This is a genomic window from Kitasatospora sp. NPDC056138, from assembly GCF_042264695.1.
In the GTDB taxonomy this organism is placed as follows: Bacteria; Actinomycetota; Actinomycetes; order Streptomycetales; family Streptomycetaceae; genus Kitasatospora.
Genome location: NZ_JBHJVK010000003.1, coordinates 127,786 through 140,743, shown reverse-complemented (window position 1 = coordinate 140,743; position 12,958 = coordinate 127,786). Strand labels below are relative to the sequence as shown.

General features: G+C 71.8%; 10 protein-coding genes and 1 tRNA gene. 2 read left to right on the top strand and 9 right to left on the bottom strand.

Annotated elements, in window-relative coordinates:
• Nucleotides 1-40 precede the first annotated feature (40 nt).
• From rpmE to ACFC1R_RS03500, 9 genes are all read right to left on the bottom strand, one after another.
• The gene (gene rpmE, locus ACFC1R_RS03540) at nucleotides 41-262 is read right to left on the bottom strand and encodes a 50S ribosomal protein L31 (RefSeq protein ID WP_045298777.1); all 222 of its coding nucleotides are present in this window, start codon (nucleotides 260-262) and stop codon (nucleotides 41-43) included.
• 134 nt (nucleotides 263-396) lie between these two features.
• Entirely contained in the window at nucleotides 397-1,494 is a 1,098-nt protein-coding gene (locus ACFC1R_RS03535; protein WP_375931972.1) for an LCP family protein, read from the bottom strand.
• Nucleotides 1,495-1,634: 140 nt separating this feature from the next.
• On the bottom strand, nucleotides 1,635-3,719 hold the full coding sequence (gene rho, locus ACFC1R_RS03530; protein ID WP_375931969.1) for a transcription termination factor Rho: 2,085 nt from the start codon (nucleotides 3,717-3,719) through the stop codon (nucleotides 1,635-1,637).
• 617 nt (nucleotides 3,720-4,336) lie between these two features.
• Nucleotides 4,337-5,254, bottom strand: coding sequence for a homoserine kinase (gene thrB, locus ACFC1R_RS03525; protein ID WP_375931966.1), 918 nt, complete (start codon nucleotides 5,252-5,254; stop codon nucleotides 4,337-4,339).
• A 393-nt stretch (nucleotides 5,255-5,647) separates the two neighbouring features.
• On the bottom strand, nucleotides 5,648-6,736 hold the full coding sequence (thrC, locus tag ACFC1R_RS03520; protein ID WP_375931963.1) for a threonine synthase: 1,089 nt from the start codon (nucleotides 6,734-6,736) through the stop codon (nucleotides 5,648-5,650).
• Nucleotides 6,737-6,743: 7 nt separating this feature from the next.
• Entirely contained in the window at nucleotides 6,744-8,036 is a 1,293-nt protein-coding gene (locus ACFC1R_RS03515) for a homoserine dehydrogenase (RefSeq protein ID WP_375931960.1), read from the bottom strand.
• A 129-nt stretch (nucleotides 8,037-8,165) separates the two neighbouring features.
• Complete coding sequence (lysA, locus tag ACFC1R_RS03510; RefSeq protein WP_375931957.1) at nucleotides 8,166-9,557, bottom strand: diaminopimelate decarboxylase; 1,392 nt, start codon at nucleotides 9,555-9,557, stop codon at nucleotides 8,166-8,168.
• Between the two features lie 117 nt (nucleotides 9,558-9,674).
• Nucleotides 9,675-11,339 (bottom strand): arginine--tRNA ligase, encoded by a 1,665-nt coding sequence (gene argS / locus ACFC1R_RS03505; protein WP_375931954.1) that lies wholly within the window; start codon nucleotides 11,337-11,339, stop codon nucleotides 9,675-9,677.
• A gap of 94 nt (nucleotides 11,340-11,433) precedes the next feature.
• Entirely contained in the window at nucleotides 11,434-11,901 is a 468-nt protein-coding gene (locus ACFC1R_RS03500) for a response regulator (protein ID WP_375931951.1), read from the bottom strand.
• A gap of 169 nt (nucleotides 11,902-12,070) precedes the next feature.
• Here ACFC1R_RS03500 and ACFC1R_RS03495 point away from each other — a divergent pair.
• Together ACFC1R_RS03495 and ACFC1R_RS03490 are read left to right on the top strand one after the other, a co-directional pair.
• Nucleotides 12,071-12,142: transfer RNA gene (locus tag ACFC1R_RS03495), tRNA-Arg, on the top strand.
• Nucleotides 12,143-12,544: 402 nt separating this feature from the next.
• Nucleotides 12,545-12,889 (top strand): hypothetical protein, encoded by a 345-nt coding sequence (locus tag ACFC1R_RS03490; RefSeq protein WP_375931948.1) that lies wholly within the window; start codon nucleotides 12,545-12,547, stop codon nucleotides 12,887-12,889.
• Nucleotides 12,890-12,958 lie beyond the last annotated feature (69 nt).

The following is a 12,958-nucleotide window of genomic DNA, read 5'->3' as shown; positions in this document are numbered from 1 at the left end:
GCCGTGTACGGGGACGCCAGAGACCGGCGCCGTGTGAGCGCTAGGCCTTCGCGCTGTGCTGCTTGCCGAAGCGGGCCTCGAAGCGGGCCACGCGGCCACCGGTGTCGAGGATCTTCTGCTTGCCGGTGTAGAACGGGTGGCACTGCGAGCAGACCTCGGCGCGGATCTCGCCACTGGTCTCGGTGGACCGGGTGGTGAACTCGGCGCCACAGGTGCAGGTCACCTTGGTGAGCACGTACTCGGGGTGAACGTTGGGCTTCAAGGGGTTCTCCTAGTGTTCGGGAGGGCACCGGGTCGGCAGCAGGGGCGCTGCTCGTGAACCGGGACCGACGGACCAGTCTGCCAGGACTGACCGCTTCTTCCCAAACCGGGTTGCGCTCCCGCTTATTCCGCGGCTCAGCCCGTCCCGCCGCCCGCCGTGCCACCCGCCGTGCCACCCGCACCCGCGTCGGCCGGGTTGGCGGGCTGCGAGCTCACGATGGAGTGCGGTACGGCCTGGTCGGACCTGAGCGCCGCCCACAGCCGGTCGGCCTGCGGCTGCTGCGGTATCACCCGGTTCGGGTCGGCGGGTGCCGTGCCCACGGGCAGGGTGACCATCGTCAGGTCGTCCGGGCCGATCTTCTTGAGGGTGTCGGCCATCCCGACCAGCGAGTCGACCGAGGCCAGGTCGGAGTCGGTGGTGATGCTCCGGGTGAGGCGGTCGGCCACCGACCAGAGCTTGGCCGGGTTGGAGGTCAGCCCGATGCTGCCGACCTGCGCCATGATCGACTTCACCATCTGCTTCTGCAGCTCGATCCGGCCCAGGTCGCTGCCGTCGCCGACGCCGTGCCGGGTACGGACGAAGGCGAGCGCCTGGTCACCGGCCAGGTGGTGGTCGCCGGCCGCGAGGTCGAGGCCGCTGTCCTTGTCCTTGATGTTCACCGTGGTGGTCACGTTCACCCCGCCGATCGCGTCTATGAAATTCGCGAAACCGGAGAAGTCGATCTCCACGAAATGATCCATCCGCAGCCCGGTGAACTGCTCGGTGGTCTTCACCGCACAGGCCGGACCACCGGTCTCGAAGGCGGAGTTGTACATCACGCTCTTCGCTGCGGGAACGGTTTTCCCGCTGGTGGTGAGGCATTCGGGACGGGCCACCAGAGTGTCCCGGGGAATGCTCACCACACTGGCCGTGGTATGGCTCTGGTTGACGTGCACGACCATCGCGGTGTCCGACCGCGCGGTGCCGTCGGTGGCGCCGCCCGCCAGGTTGCCGTTGGTGCCGCTGCGCGAATCCGACCCCAGCACCAGAACGTTGAACGAGCCGTCGGTGGCCGCGGGCGGCCGGGCTTTGCCGAGCTGGGCGTTGATGTCCACGCTCGTGATGTTGTGGTTCAGCCGCCAGTACGCATATCCGGCGGCCCCGCCGCCCAGAACGAGCAGACCCGCCAATGCGAACACGACGATCCGCAGCCGTCTGCCGCGTCGCCCGCGATTCTTCCGGTGGTCGGCCATATCGCCCCCCGCTCCTTGACTGCAGTCATTTCGAGCATAAGCGAAGCAGGGACTCATAAGCCTTTCTCTTAAGTTTCCCTTAGAACGCGAGCGAGCCCCGGACCGCGCGGTGCGGTCCGGGGCTCGGGTCGAACGGATCGTCAGTCGCCGGAGCCCGGCGTGGTCTTGGCGATCTGCATCAGGAACTCGGCGTTGCTCTTGGTCTGCTTCATCTTGTCCAGCAGCAGCTCGATCGCCTGCTGCGAGTCCAGCGCGTGCAGCACCCGGCGGAGCTTCCAGGTGATGGCCAACTCCTCGTTGCCCAGCAGGATCTCCTCCTTGCGGGTGGAGGACGCGTCGACGTCGACGGCCGGGAAGATGCGCTTGTCCGAGAGCTTGCGGTCGAGCTTGAGCTCCATGTTGCCGGTGCCCTTGAACTCCTCGAAGACCACCTCGTCGGCCCGGGAGCCGGTCTCCACGAGGGCCGTGGCGAGGATGGTGAGCGAGCCGCCGTTCTCGATGTTGCGCGCGGCACCGAAGAACTTCTTCGGCGGGTACAGCGCGGTCGAGTCGACACCACCGGACAGGATGCGGCCGGAGGCGGGCGCCGCCAGGTTGTAGGCGCGGCCCAGGCGGGTGATCGAGTCCAGCAGGATCACCACGTCGTGGCCCAGCTCCACCAGGCGCTTGGCACGCTCGATGGCGAGCTCGGCGACCACGGTGTGGTCCTCGGCCGGGCGGTCGAAGGTCGAGGAGATGACCTCGCCCTTCACCGACCGCTGCATGTCGGTGACCTCTTCCGGACGCTCGTCCACCAGGACGACCATCAGGTGGCACTCGGGGTTGTTGTGGGTGATCGCGTTGGCGATCGCCTGCATGATCATCGTCTTGCCGGTCTTCGGCGGGGCGACGATCAGACCACGCTGACCCTTGCCGATCGGCGACACCAGGTCGATGATGCGGGTGGTCAGGACGCCCGGGTCGGTCTCCAGGCGCAGGCGCTCCTGCGGGTACAGCGGCGTCAGCTTGCCGAACTCGGGGCGGTTGCGGCCGCTGTCCGGGTCCATGCCGTTGACCGAGTCCAGCCGCACCATGGCGTTGAACTTCTCCCGGCGCTCACCGTCGCGCGGCTGGCGCACCGCACCGGTGATGGCGTCGCCCTTGCGCAGGCCGTGCTTGCGGACCTGGGCGAGCGAGACGTAGACGTCGTTCTGGCCCGGCAGGTAGCCGGAGGTCCGGACGAACGCGTAGTTGTCGAGGATGTCCAGGATGCCCGCGACCGGGATCAGGACGTCGTCGTCGCCGATCTGCGGCTCCGGGGTACCACCCTCGAAGCCCTCGCGGCGGCCACGGCCCCGGCGGTCGCGGTAGCGGCCGCGGCGGCCGCGGCGGCCGTCGCCGAACTCGTCGTCCTCGAAGCCGCCCGCGGCCGGCTGAGCGGCGGGCTGACGGCCCTGGCCGCCGTCCTGCACGGCCTGCTGGCCCTGCTGCTGCGCCGGCTGGCCGCCCTCACGGCGGTCCCGGCGGCTGCGGCGCTCGCGACGCGACTCGCGGCCGTCGCCGTCCTGCCCGGCCTGGGCCTCCCCGGCCTCCGGGCGCTCGCCGTCACGGCGGTCACGGCGCTCGCGGCGGTCGCGACGGGTGTCCGTGCGCGCCTCGCCGTCGAAGCCGCGGCCCTCGGCGGGCTTGCCGTCGGTGCGGGACTCGGTCCGGGTCTCGGCCTTGGCCTCGGCGACCACGGTGGCGGTCGGCTCGGCGGCGGCCTCGGCGGTCGGCGCACCGGCCGCCGAGGTGGCCCGGCGACGGGTCCGCTCGGCCCTGGCGGGCGCGGTGGCGGTCTCGGCGGCGGCCTGGACCGGGATCTCGATCTGGGCGGCCGGCTCGGCGGTGGCGGCAGCGGCCCGCGTGCGGCGGGCCGGCTTCGCCTCCTCGGCGGCCGGGGCCGCGGCGGCGGGAGCGGCCTTGGCGGCCCGCTTGGCGGCCGGCGCGGCCGAGGCCGCGGCACCGGCGAGCAGCGGGTCCCCGCCGCTCTTCTCCTTGATGGCCTCGATCAGCTGGCTCTTGCGCATGCGTCCGGTACCGCTGATTCCGAGGGTCGAGGCGAGCTTCTGCAGCTCGGCCAGGACCAGGCCGTCCAGGCCCGCGGCAGCGGTACGACGGCGCCGCGCCGGAGCCGCGGGGGCGGCGGCTGCGTCCGACGCCTCGGCGTCCGGGCGCGCGCCCATCAGATCGGTGGTGTCGCTCACTAAGGGTCCTTCCCTGGAGCGGACGTCGGCCTGTCTGGCTCGGCGACCGGTTGTGCTGTCCTGACCAACGCTCGACTGCGTCGGTCCGAGGCGGTGATCCCCCGAATGGCGGAGCCAGTCTGGGGAGAGCTGCGATGTGCGGTGCACTGTGGTGCGGAGTGCGCGGCGGGTCGGTCTGCTGCCGACCTCGCTGCCTGCGATACCCGGGCCCCCGTCGCGCGGCGGTACCCCGGGCCCCGTCCGGTCATGCCACTAGGGGCGAGTCCGGAGGAACGAGTCAGGTGCCGTCACGGCTTCGGGATGCGGCCGCAATCGCGCAGGCAGGCTGCGTACGCGCTGTGGCGGGCTCCCGGAGAATCGTGGTCCCGTACTTCCGGCTCCCGCTACTGCGGACTGCTCCACAGTGCCGGGGCGGGCTCGGGACGCGGCGCACCGGGCCCCGGAGGGCAACTGGTGCAGCAATGAGATTAACACTACCGACCCCCTGACACATTCCCCAGCCCTGATCTCGTCAATCGTGTCTGTCTCACGAATCGCGCCCCCGCGTTCCTCGCCGTGCGGCATTCCGGGAAGTGCCGCATTTCACGCTGCCCAACGTGTGACACGTACGGAACGTGTCACATGTCGAGCGGCAGTACCGCGGCTCCGGCACGGTCGAGCCGGAGCCGGTGGACGGCGAACGCCGGGCCCGCGAACTCCGCCAGCTTGTCGGCGCCCGCCTCGTCGCTGAGGGCGAGCACGGTCGGTCCGGCACCGGAGATGACGGCCGGCACGCCCTCCGCGCGCAGGGCGGCGACCAGGGCGGCACTGTCCGGCATCGCGGTGGCGCGGTAGTCCTGGTGCAGCCGGTCCTCGGTGGCGGCGAGCAGCAGCTCGGGCTGCCTGGTGAGGGCCTCGACCAGCAGCGCGGAGCGCCCGGCGTTGACCGCGGCGTCGGCGAGCGGGACGGTCTTCGGCAGCAGGCCGCGCGCCGTCTCGGTGAGCACCTCGGTGGACGGGACGAAGACGACCGGGACGACCTGCTCGGACGGGTCGAGGCGGATCGCGCGGGCCGACTCCTCGTCGGTCCAGGCGATGGTGAAACCGCCGCGCAGACAGGCGGCGACGTTGTCCGGGTGGCCCTCGAGCTCGGTGGCGAGGGCCAGCAGTGCGTCGTCGTCCAGGGCGGCCGGACCGCCGATGGTGACGGCGCGCGCCGCGACGATGCCGGCGCAGATCGCGGCGGAGGAGGAGCCCAGGCCGCGGCCGTGCGGTATGCGGTTGGCGCAGACCACTTCGAGACCGCGCGGCTGGCCGCCGAGCCGGTCGAAGGCCGCCCGCATCGAGCGGACCAGCAGGTGGTTCTCGTCCCTGGGCAGCGTCTCGGCGCCCTCTCCGGCGATGTCCACCGCGAGACCGGACTCTGCGACCCGGACCACGACGTCGTCGTAGAGCCCCAGAGCGAGTCCGAAGGCGTCGAAGCCGGGGCCGAGATTGGCGCTGGAGGCCGGGACTCGGACCCGGACGGCGGCAGCACGGAACGCAGGACCAGCCATGTGCTCGGACTCTCCTGGGGGAAATCGGGCGTCGCCACGCAGGGCGCGGAGCGTCCCGCGTGGCGGTCGGTGTGCGGCCCGGTCGCGTTCGGGCCTACGGAGTGGGGGCACCCGGGCGGGGTCGGTGCGACAAAGCCCCGGCGAGGCGGGCGGTCACGTCAGCGCGCGGCCCGCCGAGTCCAGACTATCGAAGAGAGGTTCCACAGCGGTACACCCCACACCCCCCGATCTGCCGTGTTGCCTGTTCTGGCCGGAAACTGCACGGAAAAGGGGACGAAAAGGATCGACCAATTGACACAAAAGGTGCCGCGGGCGGACGCCGAGTGGGCCGACCCCCGAAAGGGGTCGGCCCACTGTTGACAGACCGTCAGTCTCCGCGCAGGGTGGACCGGGTCAGTCCAGCAGACCGAGACTACGGGCCGCGGTCTCGGGGTCGACCGGGACGATCTGCGGCTGCGGCGCACCGGCCACCGCCCAGTCCGGGTCCTTCAGGCCGTTGCCGGTCACGGTGCAGACGATCCGCTGGCCCGGGTCGACCAGTCCGGCCTCCGCCTTGGCCAGCAGGCCGGCCACACCGGCGGCCGAGGCGGGCTCCACGAAGACGCCCTCCTGGGCGGCCAACAGCCGGTAGGCGGAGAGGATCTGACGATCGGTCACCTTGTCGATGAGACCGCCGGACTCGTCCCGTGCGGCCAGCGCGTAGTCCCAGGAGGCCGGGTTGCCGATCCGGATCGCGGTGGCGATGGTCTGCGGGTGCAGCACCGGGGCGCCGTCCACGATCGGGGCCGAACCGGCCGCCTGGAAACCCCACATCCGCGGCCGCCGGGTGGCCAGGCCGTCCTCGGCGTACTCGCGGTAGCCCTTCCAGTACGCGGTGATGTTGCCCGCGTTGCCGACCGGCAGGACGTGGATGTCGGGGGCGTCGCCCAGCATGTCCACGATCTCGAAGGCGGCGGTCTTCTGGCCCTCGATCCGCACCGGGTTCACCGAGTTGACCAGCGCCACCGGGTACTTCTCGGACAGCGCACGCGCCAGCGTGAGGCAGTCGTCGAAGTTCCCGTCGACCTGGAGGATCCTCGCGCCGTGCACCAGCGCCTGGCCCATCTTGCCGAGCGCGATCTTGCCCTGCGGCACCAGCACCGCCGAGACCATCCCCGCCCGCACCGCGTACGCGGCGGCGGAGGCCGAGGTGTTGCCGGTGGAGGCGCAGATGACGGCCCGGGCGCCGTCCTCCTTAGCCTTGGAGATGGCCATCGTCATACCGCGGTCCTTGAAGGACCCGGTCGGGTTGGCACCCTCGACCTTGAGGTAGACCTCGCAGCCGGTGCGCTCGGAGAGCACCTGGGCGGGAACCAGCGGCGTACCGCCCTCCAGCAGCGTGACCACCGGGGTGGTCTCGCTCACCGGCAGGCGGTCGCGGTACTCCTCGATCAGGCCGCGCCACTGGTGGGTGTGGGCACCTGAGGCGATCACTGCGTTCATCTCTGCGTTACTCCCCTTCGACCCGCATGATGCTGGCCACGTCCCGCACGCTGTCCAGCGCGCGGAGCTTGTCGACCGTCGCCGACAGCGCGGCGTCGGTGGCGCGGTGGGTCACCACCACGAGCGAGGCGTCGCCGTCGCGGCCCTGCTGGCGCACGGTGTCGATGGAGACCCCGTGATCGGCGAAGACCGACGCCACCTGGGCCAGCACACCGGCGCGGTCGTCCACGTCCAGGCTGACGTGGTAGCGGGTGACGACCTCGCCCATCGGCATGGCCGGCAGTTTGGTGTAGACCGAGTCGCCGGGGCCGGTGCCGCCGTTCAGCTTGTTGCGGCAGACCGCCACCAGGTCGCCGAGCACCGCCGAGGCGGTCGGCGAGCCACCGGCACCGGGCCCGTAGAACATCAGCCGGCCGGCCGCCTCGGCCTCGACGAACACCGCGTTGTACGCCTCGCGCACGGAGGCCAGCGGGTGCGAGAGCGGGATCATCGCCGGGTGGACCCGGGCGGTGACGGACTCGCCGTCGGCGGCGCGCTCGCAGATCGCGAGCAGCTTGACCACGCAGCCCATCTCCTTCGCGGAGGCGATGTCGGCGGCGGTGACCTCGGTGATGCCCTCGCGGTAGACCTCGGCGGCGGTCACCCGGGTGTGGAAGGCGATCCCGGCCAGGATGGCGGCCTTGGCGGCGGCGTCGAAGCCCTCCACGTCGGCGGTCGGGTCGGCCTCGGCGTAACCGAGCGCGGTGGCCTCCTCCAGCGCCTCGGAGTACCCGGCGCCGGTGGAGTCCATCTTGTCGAGGATGAAGTTGGTGGTGCCGTTGACGATGCCCAGCACCCGGTTGACCTTGTCACCGGCCAGCGACTCGCGCAGCGGGCGGATCAGCGGGATCGCCCCGGCCACGGCGGCCTCGTAGTACAGGTCCACGCCGGCCTCGGCGGCGGCCTCGTGCAGCTCGGCACCGTCCTTGGCGAGCAGCGCCTTGTTGGCGCTCACCACCGAGGCGCCCTGCTTGAACGCCGACAGGATCAGGTGCTTGGACGGCTCGATGCCACCCACCACCTCGACCACGACGTCAATGTCGCCCCGGTTGACCAGGGCCTCGGCGTCGGTGGTGACCAGGTGCTCGGGCACGCCGGGGCGCTGCCGCCCGGCGCGGCGCACCGCGATACCGGCCAACTCGACCGGCGCGCCGATCCGCGCGGCGAGGTCGTCGGCCGTCGTCGTCATGATGCGCGCCACCTCGGAGCCCACCACACCACAGCCCAGCAACGCCACCTTCAGCGGGCGCGTACGCATCATCCGACTCCGCTCTGCATTCTCGGTCTCCGCCGGGCTTTTCCTGGCGCCCGGCGGTATTCGGTCATTACCAGTCTCGGGGACTTTCCGCACGGATCTACCGGCAGTCCATGATCTGAGACAAGGATTTCGTCAGCCGATATCAAGACGCAGGAGATCCTCCTCCGTCTCGCGGCGGACGATCACCCGGGCCGCGCCGTCGCCGACGGCCACCACGGGGGGCTTGAGTGCGTGGTTGTAGTTGCTGGCCATCGAGCGGCAGTACGCCCCGGTGGCCGGCACCGCGAGCAGGTCGCCGGGCGCCAGGTCGGCGGGCAGGAAGGCGTCCCGCACCACGATGTCACCGGACTCGCAGTGCTTGCCCACCACCCTGACCAGCATCGGCTCCGCCTCGCTGGCACGCGAGACCAGGGCGACGGAGTACTCCGCGTCGTACAGCGCGGTGCGGATGTTGTCCGACATCCCGCCGTCCACGCTGACGTAGGTGCGCAGGCCCTCCAGCGCCTTGACCGTGCCGACCTCGTACAGCGTGAACGCCGTCGGTCCGACGATCGCGCGGCCCGGCTCCACGCTCAGCCGGGGTGTCCGCAACTCGGCCGCCCGGCACTCCCGGCGGACGATCTCGGCCAGCGCGGTGGCGATCTCGGCCGGCTCGCGCGGGTCGTCGTCGCTGGTGTACGCGATGCCCAGGCCGCCACCGAGGTCGATCTCCGGCAGCTCGATCCCGTGCTCGTCCCGGACCTCGGCCAGCAGGCCGACCACCCGGCGGGCGGCCACCTCGAAACCGGCCGTGTCGAAGATCTGCGAGCCGATGTGCGAGTGGATGCCGCGCAGCTCCAGGCTCGGCCGGGCCAGCACCCGGCGGACCGCCTCGGCGGCGGCCCCGCCGGCCAGCGAGAGGCCGAACTTCTGGTCCTCGTGCGCCGTCGCGATGAACTCGTGGGTGTGCGCCTCCACCCCGACGGTGACCCGGATCAGCACCGGCTGGCGCACCCCGTGCCGCCCGGCGACCGCGGCGAGGCGCTCGATCTCCTGGTACGAGTCGACCACGACGTGCCCGACGCCCGCCGCGACGGCCTGCTCCAGCTCGTCCGGCGACTTGTTGTTGCCGTGCAGGGCGATCCGGTCGCCCGGCATCCCGGCGGCCAGCGCGACGGCCAGCTCGCCACCGCTGCACACGTCGACGTTCAGGCCCTCCTCGTGCAGCCAGCGGACCACCGCCTTGGAGAGGAACGCCTTGCCCGCGTAGTACACGTCCGCGTCGTCGCCGAAGGCCTGCCGCCAGGCACGGGCGCGGCTGCGGAAGTCGTCCTCGTCCATGACGTACGCCGGGGTGCCGAACTCGGCCGCCAGCGCCCGCACATCGAGTCCGCCGACGGTGACCGCGCCGTCGGCGCCACGGGCGACGGTCCGGGACCAGACCTTGGGGTCGAGCGCGTTCAGGTCGCTCGGCGGGGCCTGGTAGTGGCCCTCGGGCAGCACGTCGCCGTGACGCGGACCTGCGGGGTGTGCGGAGCGGCTCATCTCGGCTTCTCTCCCTGGCACTGACGGGTGGGGCTCTGTGGTGCGCCGCCTCAACAGCGGGGGGCGGTGACGGCCCGACCGGACCGTCACCGCCCCCCGACGGCGCGGGGGCCCCGGCTACATCCGCTCGGGCGCGGACACGCCGAGCAGGGCCAGACCGTTGGCCACCACCGTGCGCGTGGCGTCGGCCAGCCAGAGGCGGGCACGCGTGAGGTCCGTGACCTCCTCGTCGCCCTTGGGCAGGATCTGGCAGTTGTCGTAGAAGCGGTGGTACTTGCGGGCCACGTCGTCCTCCAGGTACCGCGCCACGTGGTGCGGCTCGCGCAGCTCGCCGGCCTTGGCCACGACGCGCGGGAAGTCGGCGAGGGCGCCGAGCAGTTCGGACTCCCACTCGGTGCTCAGCAGCTCCGGCCTGAAGTCCTCGGCCGAGCCCTTGGTGATGCCCATGCTCTCGGCCTTGCGCTGCACGCCGCACATCCGGGTGTGCGCGTACTGGATGTAGAAGACCGGGTTCTCGCTGGTCTGGCTGGTCAGCACGTTGATGTCGAGGGTGATGGTGGAGTCCGTGGAGGAGCGCGCCAGGGTGTAGCGGGCGGCGTCCACGCCGATCCAGTCGACCACGTCGTCGATCGTGATGATGTTGCCGGCCCGCTTGGACATCCGGACCTCTTCGCCGTCGCGAAGCATCTTCACGAACTGGCCGATCTTCACCTCGATGTTGCGGTTCATGTCGTCGCCCGCGCAGGCCGAGATGGCCTTGAGGCGGTTGACGTAGCCGTGGTGGTCGGCCCCGAGCATGTAGACCGAGACCTCGCTGCCCCGGTCCCGCTTGCTCAGGTAGTAGGCGGCGTCGGCGGCGAAGTAGGTGGTGTCGCCGTCGGCCTTGACCAGGACGCGGTCCTTGTCGTCGCCGAAGTCCGTGGTGCGCAGCCAGATCGCGCCGTCCCGGTCGAAGACGTGGCCCTGCTCGCGCAGCCGCTCGATCGCCCGCCCGACCGCACCCGACTCGTGCAGCGTCTGCTCCGAGAACCAGACGTCGAAGTGGGTGCCGAACTCCTCCATCGAGCGCTTGATCTCGGCGACCATGAGCGCCAGGCCCTGCTCGCGGAAGACCGCCAGCTGCTCGCCCTCGGGCAGTTCGAGCACGCCGGGGACGGCGCCGGTGATCGCCTTGGCGATGTCCACGATGTACTCGCCGACGTAGCCGTCCTCCGGGACCGGCCGGCCGTTGGCGGCGGCCCGGAGCGAGGCGGCGAACTTGGAGATCTGCACCCCGGCGTCGTTGAGGTAGTACTCGGTGGTGACCTCGGCGCCGGTGGCCTTGAGGATCCGCGCGAGCGAGTCGCCGACGGCCGCCCAGCGGACACCGCCGATGTGGATCGGGCCGGTCGGGTTCGCGGAGACGAACTCCAGGTTGATCCGCAGGCCCTTGAGGGCCTCGTTGCGGCCGTACGCCGCGCCCGCCTCGACGACGGTGCGGGCCAGCTCGCCGGCGGAGGCGGCGTCCAGGGTGATGTTCAGGAAGCCCGGTCCGGCGATGTCGACCTTGGAGACGCCGGTGACCTGTCGCAGGCGGGCGGCCACCAGTTCGGCAACGGCTCGCGGCGGCATACCGGCCGGCTTCGCGAGCTGGAGGGCCACGTTGGTCGCGTAGTCGCCGTGGTCCCTGTTCTTGGGCCGCTCGACCGTCACGTGCTCGGGCACGGCGACGGCCAGCTCGCCCGCCTCGACGGCGGCGCTCACTGCGGCCTGGACTGCCTGGGAAAGCTCTGCGGGGGTCACGACGCCAAGCCTAGGCGAGAGGGGCGGCGGGCCCGTACCCGGTTTACCGGTTGAGACGTCCGTGCCGCGCCCAACGGCCGCGTTCGGCCCTCACTCAGGAGAGGCCTGTTCGCCGAGAGCGAAACCCGCCGGGACGGTCGCCGAAACCGTACGCGAAACCGCCCGGGCCACCGGAGCCCCCGCCGTCACGCAGCGCCATCAGCCGCCGCACCAGTGCCACCAGGTCCGCCGGGTCGAACGGCTTGCCGAGGTAGCCGTCCACCCCCACCGACGCGCCCCGGTCCAGATCGGCCGGGGTGCAGGCGCTGACGATCGCGATCGGCAGCCGGCAGGTGGCGGCGGACGCCCGTAGCCGGGCCGCCGTGCGCAGGCCGTCCAGCCTGGGCATGACGACGTCCAGCGTCACGACGTCCGGCTGCACCCGGCGGACCACCTCCAGGCACTCGGCCCCGTCGGCGGCGGTCACCACCTGAAAGCCCTCGAGCTCCAGGTTGACTCTGATCAGCTGGCGGATCACCTCGCTGTCATCCACCACGAGGACCCGCCCGGACGTCCCGGACACCTCACCGAGGGTAGCCGCGCCCGCACCCGCCCGTCCGCGCTTTCCCGGACTTGCGCCGCCCCGCCCGCCACCCCACGCCGCCACCCCGTGCCGGAACCCGTGCACGGACCACTCCTGCGGCCTGGTAATGTTCTCCACGTCGCAGCAGGAACGCGGCGAAACCAAGCAGGCCCCCGTAGCTCAGGGGATAGAGCACCGCCCTCCGGAGGCGGGTGCGCAGGTTCGAATCCTGCCGGGGGCACTTCGCAGGAAGTGCAGATGAGGCCCAGGTAAGCGGAGTTGCTCCGCCGACCTGGGTCTTTGTCGTTCCCTGGTGCGAACTGCCGTGCGGCCGACCCGGGTTCCCGCCTCCCCCGCCCGGGCGACCTGCCGTACCGGCGAGTTGACGCCCCGTCGGCCCAAGTGCCGTCCACGGCCGCGGTGCGCGCCCGGGCAGCCGCGGGCGGGGTGCGAGTGCCGCGGCGGACGGACGGCGACCGTGCCCGTGGACCGGGCCTGAGCCGGTTTCCCCGCCGGGCCGCGTTGACTCCGCGAACGGGAAACGGTCAACCCGTGTGAGCGCACCGGCCCCCGGCTAGGTCTGGAGCACCGCACCGGCGGGATCCACCGCCGGGGCCCAGGAACAACCGGGAAGGACCACCCCATGCGCTCTCCCCTCCGCAGGACCGCCGCCGCACTGGCGGTCACCGCCGCCGTGGCCGGAATCGGTGTCACCGGCGCGGTGGCCGCACCCGCTCCCCGGGCCGTGCCCGCCGCCGTGCGGGCGCCCGCCGGACCGGCCGACACCGTGCCGACGCCGAGCTGCAGCGACAACAACAACGCCGTCCCGTGCTGGGAGTACCAGACCTGGTACTGGACCTACGAGAACTGCGACAACGCCGGCCCCGGCCGGGTGAACTCCAGCGGCGGCCGGTACGACCACTGGGTCTGCGCGCTGACCGGCAACGGCGTCGGCGTCGGGCTGTGGCTGCACAAGGTCCGCGACTGAGCGGGGCCCCGGCTCCACTGTGAAGTCCACCCCCGAGTGGAGCCGTTCCACCCGCCCCCGGTGGGACCT